Consider the following 14,760-nt stretch of genomic DNA (forward strand, 5'->3'; position numbering starts at 1 on the left):
AACTTTCGCGTTCATTCTGCAAGCAGAATGTTTACTCACTCGTTGTTCAGTTTTCAAAGATCAAACTTGTTTCGTTACTGAATGTCGTTCTCTTCAGCAACTCTTATATAATATCATGCCCGAACCAACTTTGCAAGCTCTTTTTTTAAGTTTCTTTCGAAGCTTATTTCATTCGCTTGCCGCACCGTGTAAACCATGTTTTCTTGGCCGGAATTAGAATATATCATGTACAGATTTCAATTGCAAGTCTTTTTTCAAAAATGATAATCAACCCACATCATCAGCACAATATGTAATCTGACGCTCCTGTATTATAGAAATCACTCTCAGCATCCTTATTACGGCGCTTCTAATATACATATCCATTAAACATAACCAGGGAAGCCACTTCCACTACGATTGCAGTGAACAATTGATTGTGACTAGCCCTAGTTTTCGGAGATCTCAGTTTTCTTTCCTTCTATAATAGATAAGAAAGTATATTCCTTGGGTACAGCTTACACATTCCGTTTCACTTCTCAGTGCTTACAATATGCGCTTACCAAGTAAGGAAGCGATCAGTTCCACACCAAGCCTTGCCGTATGTCTATTGTGATCAAACAACGGATTCACCTCAACCAGTTCCATCGACGTAACTTGATTTGTGGAAGCAAGTATCTCCAATGCATAATGTGCCTCTCGGTAATTCAGACCACCAGGTACTGGGGTGCCCACACCCGGAGCTTCCCGCGGATCCAGACAATCCATGTCGAAGCTGACATGAATACCATCTGTCCCTTTTCCCGCTGTAGCTATTGCTTCCTCAATAACTTGCTTTATTCCCATCCGGTCAATATCATGCATCGTAAATGCTCGGATTCCCAGCCCCTTAATCTGCTCTTTCTCATACTCATCCAGATCACGCAGACCAATATAGATCAAGTTGGACGGATCAATAAACGCGCCTGCTCCAGCAATGTGCGACAGATTGAATGCAGTATGCCCCAAGGATGCTGCCACACTCATCCCATGCATATTACCGGACAAGCTACGTTCTTCCGTATTCAAGTCTGCATGCGCATCAAACCAGATCACACCCAAATTCGAATAATGTGCTGTTAGCCCGGCAAAAGTACCAATCGCTACACTATGATCTCCCCCAAGCACAAGTGGAAAAGCCCCCTCCTCTACTGCACCTGATACTTCACTACACACCTTCTCACTGACCTGACGTACCTCATTTAAGTGTTTTACACGATTTCGCTCAATAGGGGCAGCAGGTTCAGAAGGACAATCTACCCGCACTTCTTTTGAAAGCACTAACCCCAGACTCGCAATCTCCCGCTTCAGTCCAGCTGTAATCAATTCATCAGGCCCCAACTCTGCTCCACCTCTTGCTCCACCAAGTCCAAAAGGAACCTTAATGATAGCAATATTACGCCGCACAGATGTTTGACTTGTATTAATAGAAGTATCTTTTATTCCACCATGGACATCATCATCATTTTTCATGTAGGTCAGCTCCCTCATTGGTGATCAACACCTGCTCAATTCTCTCCAGTGCCCAGTCAATCTCGGACTCTTTAATCGTCAGTGGTGGGGCAAATCGAATGGTTGTCTCATGGGTTTCTTTACACAGCAGTCCAGTAGACATCAACCGCTCACAATAAGGGCGGGCTGGTTCATGCAGTTCAACACCGATAAATAAGCCTTTCCCCCGAATATCCCGTATGGCTGAACTGCGAATATCTCGAAGTCTTTTCATAAAATAGTTCCCCAGACGCTCCGATCGCTCAGCAAGCTTCTCATCTTCAAGAACATCCAGAGCTGCTACAGCCACGGCGCAAGCGAGTGGGTTACCCCCAAACGTAGAACCATGAGACCCCGGCTCAAACAAATCAAGTATCTCCGCATCAGCAGCGATAGCAGAGATGGGCATGACTCCTCCCCCCAGTGCTTTGCCCATAATCCAGATGTCTGGTTCAACCCCTTCCCAGTCGGAGGCAAAACGGCGACCTGTTCTGCCAAATCCGGTCTGGATCTCATCAGATACAGTCAACACCCGCTGGCTCTTACACAGAGCAAAAGCTTCTGCCAAATATCCATCAGGCGGGATAACGATTCCAGCTTCGCCCTGAATAGGCTCTACAAGAAAACCAGCCGTATTTGGTGTAATGGCCTGCTTCAGCGCTTCAATATCTCCATAGGGAATAATCCGGAATCCAGGTGTGAACGGTCCAAAATCTTTTTTATACTCCGCTGAAGAAGAAAAGGACGTAACCGTCAGAGTTCTTCCATGAAAGTTACCAGAGCATACGATAATCTCGGCTTGATTTTCCGGTACACCTTTGCAACGATAAGCCCATCTACGTACCGCCTTCACCGCAGTCTCCACCGCTTCCGCTCCTGTATTCATGGCGAGAATCTTCGATTTCCCCGTGAATTGTGAGAGTTTCTGATAAAAAAGAGAAGCTGAGCTGCTGTGGAATGCCCGTGATGTCAGCGTAACCTGATCTGCCTGATCCTTGAGCGCCTGTATGATCACAGGATGTCTATGACCATGATTCAATGCAGAGTATGCACTTAACATATCCATATAACGGCGGCCTTCAGGGTCTTCCACCCATACCCCTTCCGCCTGTTCAATTACAATTGGGAGCGGATGATAATTAGGTGCAGCATAACGCTCCGACCAATCAATTAACATTTTGGAATCTGACATACACACCCAACACCTTTCCAAAATATTGTATACAAAATACAATAACAATGTATGCGATGCCATCGCCATTTACGACTACATCTCTCTTTTTCCACTCCAGCCTAATCCAAGCCTTTCTCGAATCCAATCCTTTATCCATAGTTAGCGAGAAGTAGAAAGTCTACGTTCCAACCAAGAGAGTAAATTAGCCAGTGTAAATGTGATTATAAAATAGAGGCCGGCGGCAACAAGCAGCGGAGCAAGCGGCTGGAACGTAACACCCTGAATCGTCCTTGCCGTGTATATAATCTCGGCTATGCCGATCATGGAGACAAGCGAAGAATCTTTAATAATAATAATGAATTCATTGCCGATAGCTGGAAGCATGTTACGAAAAGCCTGCGGCAGTATAATATAACGAAGTGTCATCCCATTTGTCATACCAAGGGAGCGCGAAGCTTCGGTCTGTCCTTTATCAATTGCTTGAATCCCGGCCCTGAACACCTCCGCCATATAAGCCGAGCTATTCATCGTCAGAGCTACCACCCCCGACATAAATGCCGGCAAGTTCACACCTACAACCGTCAGACCATAATGAATAATAAGAATCTGTACCAGCATCGGTGTTCCTCGAATGAGTTCAATATACGCCGATGCCACAAATTTAATTGGCCATATTCGGGATATTCGCATTAGCGCCATGATTACACCCAGCAACGTACCTAACAATACACCGAAGAAGGAAAGTTCAAGCGTGACCCACGCACTTCGTGCATAATCCTGCCAATGTTCTAATAGAAAGGAAAAATCTAAATTCACGGCATATCCCTCACTCGTCCGGTTTATTCGCCGAGCATCTCATTCGCTTCAACGACGAACCGTTCAATATCTCCGTTTGTTTTGAGCTTTTCCAATGTAGTGTTGATCTGATCCAGCAGCTTCTGATTACCTTTCTTCACCGCGATGGCTGAACCACCCTCGTCTTCAGCCTGTTCAACCTCCACACCTGCAACAACAAGCCCCTCTTGGTTCTTCACATACTGTTCAGCCACCGGCTTCTCCAGGATGAGTGCGTCTACACGTCCCGTCTGCAACTCCAGAATCAGCTCAGGTATTTTGGCCAGAGAAGTGAGCTTTGCTCCCTCTATTTCCTGAGCAATCCCTTCCTGAATGGAACTCTTTTGCACGCCAACCTGTTTGCCTGATAGATCATCTATGGACTTTAATGCGGTACCTTCCCCTTCTCTAACAAGTACAGCCTGCTCTGCATAATAGTAGATATCCGTAAAATCAACATTCTTCTTTCGTTCTCCGGTAGGGGTTAAGCCTGATATCACAAAATCAACCTTATCTGTACCAAGGGCCATAAGAAGGCCATCAAAGTCCATGTCCTCAATCTTCAGCTCGGCTCCCAGATCAGCCGCAATTGCTTTGGCAATCTCGATGTCAAAACCTACAATGGTATCTTTACCATCAATTTTCTTATGAAATTCATAGGGTGCATAGTCCGCACTGGTTCCAAGTACAATGACTTCCTTTTCCGCAGAGCTACTGCCCGAAGACGAAGTAGCGTCTGATCCGGTCTCTGTCGTTTTTTCCTGCCCACATGCGGACATGAATACAACCACTAACAACAGCATCATTGGCAAAAGCACTTTTTTCACACATCATACCCCTATTCTTTTTTTTGAATGAGTAACATAATGGTTTGTATACAATATACATAAGACAATATATGGACTTAAATGTAAGTAATACTAACAAATAATCTGGTTTATCACAATCATTATTTAAACATTTATACGCTTTAATTCCATAAAATGTGCTATATATAACATAGCATTTACATCGGCTGAAACATGAAGTTTGCTTGCCCAACTTCCCCCTCGGTGTTAAGATGATAAAAACTTGAAACTCCTGAACGGCGCGTACAGTACGGCCTCACACCCATCTATTTATTCACTATACATAGAAAGGAGGATTCGGTATGGAGGTACCCAAATACCGGTCCTTGAAAGATCACGTATACGATTACATTGCCCAGAAGATCCAGGACGGAACCTTGCTTCCCAACCAGAAGATCAACGAGGCCGAGATATGCAAAAAGCTGGACATCAGTCGAACACCTACTCGGGAGGCGCTTTTCCAGCTGGCTTCAGACAATCTGCTGCAATACATCCCACGCAGGGGATTTATTGTCACTCCTTTTGATGCAGGCAAAAAACTGGAATTCTCCCAAGCGATCGGTGTGCTGGAGGCACTTGCTGCCACACTTGCAGCAGACCATCTCAGACCATCCGAACTACTGGAGATGGAAACTCTGGTTGTTCGAATGGACGAAGATATCAGCCAGCTTGATCTTGCTGCTTACAACAAGAACCAATATCAGTTCCATAATCTGTACATTCAGCGATGTGGTAACGCCACAGTCATTGAGATGTTAAACACATTGAAGAACAGTTTCATAAGGCAGTCCTATGTTAGTGATAATAAACCAAAGCTATCTGAGGTACTGATGGAAGTTAATGAAGAGCACCGCCAAATTTTAAGTGCTTTTCGAGCCAAAGATAAGAACCAACTGGAAGCCCTGCTTAAACACCACTGGCGGATTATCGACAACGATATGTTGTAGTACGTTCTGTCAAAACAAACTAAAGGCAACCCACACGATTGTGTGAGTTGTCTTTTTCCTATTTTTCGTTTTTGACCTCCAACGGTGCCATAGCCGCAAAAACAGCATATCCCAACTTTTTGCCGTATTTCGCGAGCAAACGATCATTGGTAAGACTCATACGCTGCATACGTTCATCCTCAAACCAATTCATATCGATCTCGCGATGTGGATCATGATCAACGCTCCATTTTGCCATGGATCGCGAATGTTCTTTGACCTCTACCTTGGTGAAACCACACTGCTTGAGGCGTTTTCTCCATGCTGTGGCCGTTACCAGGGTTCGTATACCGTAAAATTGCTTTAACCTACGACACATCAATTCGGTCTTCTGGCCTGATAGAACCATCTCCCGATCCACTAAAAGTCCTCCGGGCTTCAACACCCTTCTATACTCAGCAAGTGCACTCCGCCATGGGGTGAAGATCGTGACCGACTCCACAAATACCACGTCAAAATGATTTTCCGGAAAAGGTAACGATGTTACATCAGCCTGAACAAATCGAACATCCACCCGTTCTCGTCTCGCTCGCCGAACTGCCTTATCCAGCATATTGCGATGAAGATCAATCGCCGTTACCCGATATCCACTTTTAGCCAGGTAACACGCAGTCCTCCCAGTGCCGCACCCTATCTCAAGAATATGATTACTCACAGGCAGAGATAAGCCATCCAGCAACTTCAGTGTTGCTAAAAATCCTCCAGGATGGGCACTTCCCTCCCCTAACCGAGCCAGCATGTCATGATAATCCACGCGACATCCCCTCCTCACTTCTCCCAGTGTATGGAGCAGATTCAAAAACGGCTCCTCCCCATTCGATTTTCCGGGTACTCGTCCATACCAATTGCTCTTCTTTTTACTATGATATACAAACCGTTGAATTCAAGCGGCAACCGCATCTAATGAGGAGGATTTGCATGTACAGAATTAATCGGGTATGTGAAGAAACGGTTTCTCCGCACGTTGGACGTTCCGTTTGTCTCGTTATGAACGACGGTAAGCATATGTATGGTACGCTTAGTCAATGTCGTGATGGCAAAATTTATTTGAACGGGTGTTTCGAGGGACCACGGCTGTGTTCAGTCAAATCCAAACAGCAGTTGGTGAAAAGCAGCCAGAAAAACGCTGTTGTAACAAAAAAAGTTAAATCTTCGGCATACGGTCGATATGGATACGGAGGATACGGTGGGGGTTACGGCTATGGAGCGGGAATCGATCTGGCTCTGGTAACAACATTGTTTCTGCTGCCATTCCTGTTCATCTAAATTCCATTCTGATCGTGGTAAAATTGTAGTCATAACAAAGACCCTTTTTGCTTATAGCGAAAAGGGTCTTTATCTTTTTCATACGATTCACGTCAATTACACTATATTTTCTGTTAAAAAATGATACAAAAAAAGGCATTCGCCAAAACGAATGCCGGGAACTTCATATTTAATACCCTTACCTTCGCACAGGGTGTCTGTTTGATCTTAAAAAAAAACACCTCGTTAGAGGCGGGTAAGCTATGTTAAATCCGATTTCCTTTAGGCATCGTTTTCAGATTACTATTCGAATTCTCAAGCAATGGTAGCATCCTAGTCGTGCTGACCATCTCAGAAGCACATATCGGACAAGTAGGTACGTTATCAAACGCAAAATTGTCCCGCATCCATCCTTTGCACGTATCACTCGTACATTCCCAGATTGCCGCATCAGCTTGTGGAATCTCTTCCAACGGTTTTTTGCGATTATACATGACTTCTACCCCCTTTGTTATGGAAAAACATCTAACCGACGTTATTTCACAGAAGCCTACACTTAGCGGAAGTTTCACGTCCCACCGGACTCCTGCCTCGTCAACTAATGGGTCGACTTTTATATAACTGATCAAAAAAAAGAAGCTGCCTTTACCATTTTAACATGTTAAAGGCAGCTATGCTTTAATTACAGTTTTACAACTTCTTCTGCTTGAGGACCACGGTTTCCTTGTACAATTTTAAATTGTACGCGTTGACCTTCGTCCAGAGTTTTGAAGCCGTCGCCTGTAATAGCGCTGAAGTGTACGAATACATCTTCTCCGCCTTCAACTTCGATGAAACCGAAGCCTTTATCAGCGTTGAACCATTTTACTGTTCCGTTTTGCATGTGAATTACACCTCCAAATAAAAATTAACATGTTCCTTTGTTCTTTGCAGCAAGCAAATAAAAATTCACACATTGAAAAAGGTACCAGTCATAAACCTATAAGTGATCGCCCTTTACAATATATGAATTAGGTTTTCCACTCTCTACAACTTGTTTTTATTATAACTCCAATTCAGCAAAAAAGCAAATCTTTGTATTTTCTTTTCAAACAGCTTTGGAAATACATGTTATTAACACGCGCGGGGACAGGGTTTATCACACTTATGTGTGTGGCCGCTTATGTACGGTCTTATGAAAGGATATGCAGATCTAATCCATCTTATACATTTTTTATATAACATTCTGACATGCATATCCAACACAACCAATGAATCATCTTACTCCAGTATAACACACTATGTCCATGCCCACATAAATGCATCCCGATCCCAGGCGATCTGCCCACGATGAAGCTTTCGGAAAGCTTTCTTCACTTCCTTGGACAATGATGTATTGCCGTTCTCGTTCACAAAAACAAACTCTTCACCAAAATGGGTCTTCACATATTCTATGGCAGCTTCCTGATGAAGTGTTCCTGTGAATTTAATCTCCTGTACCATCCATTCTGCTACACCTTGTGCTGTCTTCTCCACTATATCACCTACTGTCTAAACCTAATGTACGGATAGGCAGACCTCGTATCATGAACATATCTGTCTTCCCGCCAGACTGAAGTATACCATGATCCAACTGCTGACGGGAAACTGTATGATAACTACTTTCAAGCAATACCCTTAATGGACAACCGTATTCACTTGCTCACTCCCTTTGGATGGAATAGACGAATTTGTTCGAATGCTCCACACTAACCATGCACAGTAAGCAATCAGTATTGCCAGTATAAACAGATCGTAAGGAAGTGTACCTGTGTCCTCCAGATCATTCCCTAGAAATTGAATCAGATTATGTATGAAATGAAACAATATAAGCGGTACAATATTTCCGTTCTTCAGCATCAATAACGCAAGTACAGCTCCCAGGAGCAGCGCATAGATCAATTGTATGATCGTATCCGTCATATCCTGACCAGACAATGCGTTCAACAGATGTGTAATCGAAAACAAGATGCTGGAGGTCACAACTGCGGCCACTGCACTTTTTTGAGACAATGTTTTGAAAATAAGCCCCCGATAGATCGTTTCCTCAACAAAAGCTACGAGCAAGGTAAAAAAGATGAAAAAGGCTACTCGTGACAAGCTCAGCTCCCCAAATCCTTTCAGGGCAAGTGTACCCAGTACAAGGAGTAGTGGAATATAATACTTTGCATGGCCAGCTGGGATACTTCGCAAAGATCGGAAGCCAGTCTCTCTCCACTTGCGCCTTAACGTCAGATAGATCATCAGAACAATGGCGATGGGTGTAAAGGAAATGAGTACAGGGGAAGTGTAGTCGAGTTGTTTTATCGTTGCAATGGCCCCTGCTGCAAATACGGCTAACAGGAGAAGCAGCTCAATAATCACAACGGTGAGTACAGGTTTCCGCTCGGAAAAGGAATGTTTTGGCTTGGCTTGCGGATTAATCATACATTTGCCTACCTCGTTTCATTTATGTTTTCCGTTGTCATAAGAACTTATATGCCAATATAGTTGTATCACATTATCCGTATATTGAATATTCCTATTATGGGTAAAACTATAAAAGTAACAAAAAAGAGACTTATCCTGACTTCTTTTCCCCTAAAATCAGGTATGGCTTATACCTTTATCTGTCCATTATAGTATTACAAGAGTTCAATGCTGCAGGGGTGTGGCGACTCTTCAGCGTCTTATATCTATGAAGTACCCATAACGATAGTTTCACAATGCATAATGAAATCAGGGGGATACTATGAAAGCATTCTTTCAGCGCTGGGGGCATTTACTGGCTATTCTGTGCATACCGCTCCAAGGCTCCATTTACGTATTTCTAGGCAGCAACACCGGAAGTGATGTCTTCTACAATTATGCTTGGATTGACACACAGATTCCTTTTCTCAAAGAATTTATTTATCCGTACATTAGCTGGATGCCCATTCTGTATCTTGGATTTCTCTATCTGGGTCTGACGAACAAGTCGCTATTCTGGCGTACGTTGATTACCTATAATGTTGGTGTCATGGCTGCCAATGTCTGTTTTGCGGTGTTTCCTACCCATGTCCCGCGCCCGGAGATCGGCGGAACTGATCTGAGCAGCGTGTTAGTACAGTTTATCTATACCAATGATGCGCCCTTCAACTGTTTCCCAAGTGTTCACGTTCTGACCAGCTACTTGCTGTTTATTGTGATCAACAGACACTTGAACTTTAAGCCTTTGGCACGGATTTCTTGGTCGGTATGGCTGTGGTTGATTATTGCTTCAACGGTGTTTGTAAAACAGCATTCCTTGCTGGACATCGCTGGAGGCATTTTGTTTGCTGAGGGAGCGTATTGGACTGTACATGTCTTTGCTCTTCGTCTTGGGCAGGCACGAAAAAAAGGCAAGCAGCCACTCACAGCCTCTAACCCAAGCAGTCATGTATAACGACATATATATATGTAACAGGTGGGATGATGATCCTGCTATACAGCAAAAGAGGGCATAGGCCCTCTTTTTTTGTACTCATTGAATTAAACCTACTTATATAGAAGAACTTTATTTGGGTTGGAGTACGCGTTTCATGCTATAGGTGGACGTTCATGAAGAAGGTCAGACGGTGGACTTCCGGTTATACGTTTGAATATGCGGTAAAAATAAGACAGGTCCCGGTAGCCGAGAAATTCGGCAATTTCCTGGATGGAGAGTTGTGACTCAGTGAGCAGATATATGGCTCGTTTCATCCGTTGATCATGGACATATTGACTGATGGTCTGATTTGTCATGCTTTTGAATAATGCGGCAGCATAATTGGGAGTTTTATTGATCTCGTCCCCGAGTTCTTCCTTCGTCACTTTCTCCCGATAATGCCGCTCAATATATCGCTTCATCCGTTCAACATGATTATGCCTCTCCGGCGGGATAACTCCACGATCAAGCTCCCTGTTCATATAAATCAACACTTCCATCAATAAGGCTTGGCTCATCATGACATAATAAGACGGACGCTCCTGCCATTGTTGATAAATAGCGCTCATGCGTTGATGGATCAGCTCATAACATCCAGGTTTATGCCGCAAAGCCTCATACCGTTCCAGTGCAGGCAGAGTTTCAGTATGGTCGCGTTGCAGTTGAATTACAATCTGTGTGTGCGTTACTGTAGGAATACTCTTGCCGTAATATGGGGTACCACCTGGAATGAGGAGCAATTCACCCTTTTCCATGATCTGTTTATCACCGTTCACCCAATATACACATTTTCCATAAGTAACCAAACTAAGCCGCCAAGTTTCTTGAGATTGCACAGCTTCTTCGTACCAACCGACACCATTAATATGTCGTACTTCAAGTGGAGTGACCATAACACACCTCATTATCGGACTATACTCTAATCATTGTACTATAGTTCATACCCTGATTCGACAGAAAACGCTACAATACACATATAAGCTTAAATATGAGGAGGAAATTAGCATGTTAAAAACAAAAATTATTTGTACCATGGGACCTGCTTGTGACTCAATCGAATTGTTAAAAGTAATGATTCAGGAAGGTATGACCGTTGCCCGTCTGAACATGGCTCATGGCGAACTGGAAGATCACGTTACACGCATTAACAATATCCGCAAAGCAGCTTCCGAACTGAACACCTATATACCGATCATGATGGACATCAAAGGGCCGGAAGTACGTATCGGTAAACTGAAAGAAGCATCCTGCCATCTGCAAGCGGGTAAAGAACTGATCCTGACTACCGAAGAAATTCTTGGTGACGCTGAGCGTATCTCGGTAAACTATCCAGAACTGAACCTCGTTGTGAAACCTGGCGATCGTATCCTCATCGATGATGGCCTTGTGGATCTGACTGTACTGTCTGTGGAAGGATCCGATATCCATTGTAAAATCATCAGTGGCGGCATTCTGAAACCACGCAAAGGGGTTAACTTGCCAGGAATCAAAACGACATTGCCAGGTGTAACCGAGCGTGACGTTATGCACATCGGATTTGGGATCGAAAACGATATCGAAATTATCGCAGCATCCTTTGTTCGTAAAGGTGATGACATCCGTGAAATCCGCAGCATTCTGAAAGAACGCGGTGTAGATCACGTACAGATCATCTCCAAAATCGAAAACCAGGAAGGTATGACCAACCTGGACGATATTATTGAAGCATCTGACGGCATCATGGTAGCTCGTGGAGATCTCGGGGTTGAAGTTCCGATCGAAGACGTACCAATGATGCAAAAAGAAATGATCGATAAATGTAACCGCGCGGGTAAACCAGTTATCGTAGCTACACACATGCTGGAGTCCATGCAAGTGAACCCACGCCCTACTCGTTCCGAAGTTAGTGACGTGGCCAATGCTGTACTTCAAGGTGCTGACGTTGTGATGTTGTCCGGTGAATCAGCTGCTGGTAAATATCCGGTACAATCCGTGCGCACGATGGCTGCTGTTGCTCGCCGTGCTGAAACAATGATCGATTACAAAGAGCAATTCGCACAAAAATCGGCTCAACAGATCGCTGATATTACTGAAGTTATCAGTCAGGGCGCTGTAAGTTCTTCCCTCGTACTGAATGCAAAAGCAATCATCACTTCGACTGAGAGTGGATTCACAGCACGTATGATCTCCAAGTATCGTCCAAAAGCACCAATCATCGCAGTTACACAACATGAAGAAGTATTGGCGAAAATCTGCCTGCTCTCAGGTGTCATTCCGGTTATGGGCGACAAAGTAACGACAACGGATGAAATGTTCGAATCGGCTACGCGTAACGCAATCAAAACTGGTTACATTGAAAAAGGTGACATCATTGTATTGTCCGCTGGTGTTCCAATCGGTCAATCCGGTAATACAAACCTGATCAAAGTTCAACAAGTTTAATTCAATAGCTGAAACTGAAGCTATACATTTTAGCTATAAAATAGAAATACAAAAAACCACCGGAGCAGAAATGCTTCCCGGTGGTTTTTTGTTGATGTTGTTGCCAATGATCGCGATTTTATAACAAACGGCTTCGAGATTATAGATTCCTCGAGTAATTAACCAGATCCTGTGACATGGTGTTGATCTCATCCATTGAAGCATTTACCTGCTGTGTCAGGGCAGCCTGATTTTGTGTTAACGTGGACATATTACCGATATGTTCAAGAATCTGATCAATCAATGTTTTCATTTTCTGCATGCTATCTTCGATATTTACTGTGGCCTCCGAACTGTGATCAGCCAGTTTCCGCACTTCACCTGCAACGACGCCAAATCCCAGTCCCAGCTCTCCCGCTCGTGCAGCTTCAATTGCTGCATTCAACCCCAGCAGATTGGTCTGACTGGCAATCTCTCGAATAAACACGGTGATATTCTTCGTATCATCTGCACTGCTTTTCACTTGAATAGCCGCATCAGCAGATAACTCCTGTGCAGTAACCAGATCCTGTGCCTGATCGGTAATCGAGTTGATTCCACGTACCATCTCGCCAATGGACTCCGACAATTGTTTTGTTTTCAGATTCATGGCTTCCACGATCTGCTCCTTATTCTTCTCATGGGTGACATCTCGAATGGTTCCAGCTACACGGAGTGGTACTCCATCCTGATCCCTAATGGTCTCCCCACCCGCGTGATACCACCGATACTCCCCGTCTTTACGCTGCAAACGATAATCCAGATCGTACGGCGTACGACCACTGTAATCGTTCATATGTCTGGCAAATTCGTTGATCGTCCGATCATGGTCTTCCGGATGAAGTCGGCTGCTCCAGCTGCTGAACACATTCGGGAAATCCTGCTCGTCTTTAAACCCTAATTCTTTACGGAACTGGGGTGACCACCAAAATTCATTGTTCGGATTAACTACATCTCCAGCCACAACGGTCATATCCCACGGAGCCTCCACCAAGGCGCGGTTAACCAGATCATATCGGGTGACGAGTGCTTCCAGCTCATCAGACTTGCTCTTCTCCTCATGAATATCAAACATGATGCCCAGGAGTTTGACCGGAACTCCAGCCTGATTTCGGATGACTTGTCCAAGGCATCGGAACCAGCGGATTTCTCCACTTTTTGTAATCATACGGCTGATGACGTTATAGGCAGTTGTTGCTCTTGTGTCATTCACATGTTTCATAATCTCCTGCACCAGTTGGGGTCTGTCATCCGGATATATCGATTTGGCCCAGCTTGCAAATGAATCGGGATAATCCTTGGCATTATGGAAGCCTAACATTTGGCGGAATTCATTCGAAAATGCGACGATATTATTGTTATCCAGTGGATCACCAGCAACAATTTTTGATTCCCATAATCCCACATTCATTGCCTGATTCAGCATTCTAAGGCGCATTTCCACGTCTTCGTTTTGAGCTTTCATCATATGTACTGCTTTTTTGATATTACTAGCTATTTCATCAGTATCCTGAAACTCAATGCCATCTTCAATCCCTGCGTCATAGTTGCCCTTTTCTGCGTTTGCTACCAGTTTACGACTATACTCCAGTAAATTCTGATGCGCATCTGTACGAAGGTGTTTGGTCGATTCAGTACGTTTACGAAACATGCTCATTTCTCCTCTTAGCTCATATGATATATATTTCGACATTATCAGACATTAAGTGTAGAGCAATGGTCTTAATTTTGTATAAAAACAAGAACCAGCGCTGAAACAGCACTGGTTCTTATATTAATTGCCTTTATTTTTTATGAAAATAAATCTTAAATGACTACCTCTTCCCAGCTACCAGCCAAAATTCAGTGTTTTCCCCGTCTCCACCCAAGTTTTGATACTGCTTAGAATCATCCACCAGCTGCTCTGTGCATTCGCAATGGAAGGATGGTTATCTGTAAATTGATCATTGATCAGCGTCAGCTTCGTACACTCACCTACAGTTTCCAACTGGAAGACCACTCTGGATTGAAGCTCGGCATGATTCGCATGGTACGACGGTCCGGGATGCTCCTGATAACTAAGTTTGGACAACGGTTCAAATTCCAATATATCTCCATACACATGGACAGTCTCCGCACCATCATTACCCGGCCCTACATAAGCAAACGGCTGGCCTGGGTGGAAATTGGTGCGAAGTTCGCTGCCGAAAAAGCTGTTCCGAGTGCCGTCTGGTGATATTAGAGCATTCCACACCTCTTCCAGTCTTGCATTGATATAGAATTCATATTTCAGTTCCATGGACT

16 protein-coding genes are annotated in these 14,760 nt (G+C 44.1%); 4 read left to right on the forward strand and 12 right to left on the reverse strand.

The features are described from left to right. Positions 1-525: 525 nt before the first annotated feature. From rocF to C170_RS07505, 4 genes are all read right to left on the reverse strand, one after another. On the reverse strand, positions 526-1,491 hold the full coding sequence (gene rocF, locus C170_RS07490; RefSeq protein WP_081745882.1) for an arginase: 966 nt from the start codon (positions 1,489-1,491) through the stop codon (positions 526-528). Further along, positions 1,481-2,701, reverse strand: a complete 1,221-nt coding sequence (locus C170_RS07495) for an ornithine--oxo-acid transaminase (RefSeq protein WP_036607947.1) — start codon at positions 2,699-2,701, stop codon at positions 1,481-1,483. The genes rocF and C170_RS07495 overlap by 11 nt, the downstream gene beginning before the upstream one ends. Positions 2,702-2,842: 141 nt before the next feature. Beyond that, positions 2,843-3,499, reverse strand: coding sequence for an amino acid ABC transporter permease (locus tag C170_RS07500; RefSeq protein WP_036607949.1), 657 nt, complete (start codon positions 3,497-3,499; stop codon positions 2,843-2,845). Between the two features lie 23 nt (positions 3,500-3,522). Next, positions 3,523-4,344 (reverse strand): transporter substrate-binding domain-containing protein, encoded by an 822-nt coding sequence (locus tag C170_RS07505; RefSeq protein WP_036607952.1) that lies wholly within the window; start codon positions 4,342-4,344, stop codon positions 3,523-3,525. Between the two features lie 323 nt (positions 4,345-4,667). Between C170_RS07505 and C170_RS07510 the strand changes: the two genes are divergently transcribed. Beyond that, a complete protein-coding gene (locus tag C170_RS07510) occupies positions 4,668-5,312 on the forward strand; it encodes a GntR family transcriptional regulator (protein ID WP_036607955.1) in 645 nt (214 codons plus the stop codon). A 58-nt stretch (positions 5,313-5,370) separates the two neighbouring features. Here C170_RS07510 and C170_RS07515 read toward each other — a convergent pair whose 3' ends face one another. Then, positions 5,371-6,105 (reverse strand): class I SAM-dependent methyltransferase, encoded by a 735-nt coding sequence (locus C170_RS07515; protein ID WP_036607956.1) that lies wholly within the window; start codon positions 6,103-6,105, stop codon positions 5,371-5,373. 164 nt (positions 6,106-6,269) lie between these two features. On the opposite strand from C170_RS07515, the gene C170_RS07520 reads away from it, so the two are divergent. Next, positions 6,270-6,617 carry a hypothetical protein gene (locus C170_RS07520; RefSeq protein WP_036607959.1) on the forward strand — a complete coding sequence of 116 codons (348 nt, stop codon included), beginning with the start codon at positions 6,270-6,272 and terminating at the stop codon, positions 6,615-6,617. Positions 6,618-6,862: 245 nt separating this feature from the next. On the opposite strand, the gene C170_RS07525 is transcribed toward C170_RS07520, so the two are convergent. The 4 genes from C170_RS07525 to C170_RS07540 form a co-directional block, all read right to left on the reverse strand. Further along, positions 6,863-7,090 (reverse strand): cold-shock protein, encoded by a 228-nt coding sequence (locus C170_RS07525; protein WP_017691121.1) that lies wholly within the window; start codon positions 7,088-7,090, stop codon positions 6,863-6,865. A 188-nt stretch (positions 7,091-7,278) separates the two neighbouring features. Next, positions 7,279-7,479: a cold-shock protein gene (locus tag C170_RS07530; RefSeq protein WP_017691122.1), complete on the reverse strand. Its 201-nt coding sequence runs from the start codon at positions 7,477-7,479 to the stop codon at positions 7,279-7,281. 395 nt (positions 7,480-7,874) lie between these two features. Continuing rightward, positions 7,875-8,111, reverse strand: a complete 237-nt coding sequence (locus C170_RS07535; protein WP_036607962.1) for a DUF6953 family protein — start codon at positions 8,109-8,111, stop codon at positions 7,875-7,877. Between the two features lie 141 nt (positions 8,112-8,252). After that, a complete protein-coding gene (locus C170_RS07540) occupies positions 8,253-9,041 on the reverse strand; it encodes a CPBP family intramembrane glutamic endopeptidase (RefSeq protein WP_036607964.1) in 789 nt (262 codons plus the stop codon). Between the two features lie 304 nt (positions 9,042-9,345). Between C170_RS07540 and C170_RS07545 the strand changes: the two genes are divergently transcribed. After that, positions 9,346-10,017: a phosphatase PAP2 family protein gene (locus C170_RS07545; protein ID WP_051447060.1), complete on the forward strand. Its 672-nt coding sequence runs from the start codon at positions 9,346-9,348 to the stop codon at positions 10,015-10,017. A gap of 134 nt (positions 10,018-10,151) precedes the next feature. On the opposite strand, the gene C170_RS07550 is transcribed toward C170_RS07545, so the two are convergent. Continuing rightward, positions 10,152-10,931 carry a helix-turn-helix transcriptional regulator gene (locus C170_RS07550; RefSeq protein WP_036607966.1) on the reverse strand — a complete coding sequence of 260 codons (780 nt, stop codon included), beginning with the start codon at positions 10,929-10,931 and terminating at the stop codon, positions 10,152-10,154. A 112-nt stretch (positions 10,932-11,043) separates the two neighbouring features. Between C170_RS07550 and pyk the strand changes: the two genes are divergently transcribed. Next, the gene (pyk, locus tag C170_RS07555; RefSeq protein ID WP_036607968.1) at positions 11,044-12,459 is read left to right on the forward strand and encodes a pyruvate kinase; all 1,416 of its coding nucleotides are present in this window, start codon (positions 11,044-11,046) and stop codon (positions 12,457-12,459) included. Positions 12,460-12,598: 139 nt separating this feature from the next. On the opposite strand, the gene C170_RS07560 is transcribed toward pyk, so the two are convergent. Further along, on the reverse strand, positions 12,599-14,128 hold the full coding sequence (locus C170_RS07560; RefSeq protein ID WP_036607970.1) for a methyl-accepting chemotaxis protein: 1,530 nt from the start codon (positions 14,126-14,128) through the stop codon (positions 12,599-12,601). A gap of 177 nt (positions 14,129-14,305) precedes the next feature. Continuing rightward, the gene (locus C170_RS07565; RefSeq protein WP_036607973.1) at positions 14,306-14,755 is read right to left on the reverse strand and encodes an SRPBCC family protein; all 450 of its coding nucleotides are present in this window, start codon (positions 14,753-14,755) and stop codon (positions 14,306-14,308) included. Positions 14,756-14,760 lie beyond the last annotated feature (5 nt).

This window comes from Paenibacillus sp. FSL H7-689, assembly GCF_000517905.1.
Taxonomy (GTDB): domain Bacteria; phylum Bacillota; class Bacilli; order Paenibacillales; family Paenibacillaceae; genus Paenibacillus; species Paenibacillus amylolyticus.

What these genes read in the sequence shown, in the direction of transcription:
- C170_RS07510 (WP_036607955.1), top strand. Translation starts at nt 4,668, where the DNA reads ATGGAGGTACCCAAATACCGGTCCTTGAAAGATCACGTATACGATTAC.
- C170_RS07565 (WP_036607973.1), bottom strand. Translation starts at nt 14,755, where the DNA reads ATGGAACTGAAATATGAATTCTATATCAATGCAAGACTGGAAGAGGTG.
- C170_RS07495 (WP_036607947.1), bottom strand. Translation starts at nt 2,701, where the DNA reads ATGTCAGATTCCAAAATGTTAATTGATTGGTCGGAGCGTTATGCTGCA.
- C170_RS07545 (WP_051447060.1), top strand. Translation starts at nt 9,346, where the DNA reads ATGAAAGCATTCTTTCAGCGCTGGGGGCATTTACTGGCTATTCTGTGC.
- C170_RS07525 (WP_017691121.1), bottom strand. Translation starts at nt 7,090, where the DNA reads ATGTATAATCGCAAAAAACCGTTGGAAGAGATTCCACAAGCTGATGCG.
- C170_RS07530 (WP_017691122.1), bottom strand. Translation starts at nt 7,479, where the DNA reads ATGCAAAACGGAACAGTAAAATGGTTCAACGCTGATAAAGGCTTCGGT.
- rocF (WP_081745882.1), bottom strand. Translation starts at nt 1,491, where the DNA reads ATGAAAAATGATGATGATGTCCATGGTGGAATAAAAGATACTTCTATT.
- pyk (WP_036607968.1), top strand. Translation starts at nt 11,044, where the DNA reads ATGTTAAAAACAAAAATTATTTGTACCATGGGACCTGCTTGTGACTCA.
- C170_RS07520 (WP_036607959.1), top strand. Translation starts at nt 6,270, where the DNA reads ATGTACAGAATTAATCGGGTATGTGAAGAAACGGTTTCTCCGCACGTT.
- C170_RS07560 (WP_036607970.1), bottom strand. Translation starts at nt 14,128, where the DNA reads ATGTTTCGTAAACGTACTGAATCGACCAAACACCTTCGTACAGATGCG.
- C170_RS07540 (WP_036607964.1), bottom strand. Translation starts at nt 9,041, where the DNA reads ATGATTAATCCGCAAGCCAAGCCAAAACATTCCTTTTCCGAGCGGAAA.
- C170_RS07550 (WP_036607966.1), bottom strand. Translation starts at nt 10,931, where the DNA reads ATGGTCACTCCACTTGAAGTACGACATATTAATGGTGTCGGTTGGTAC.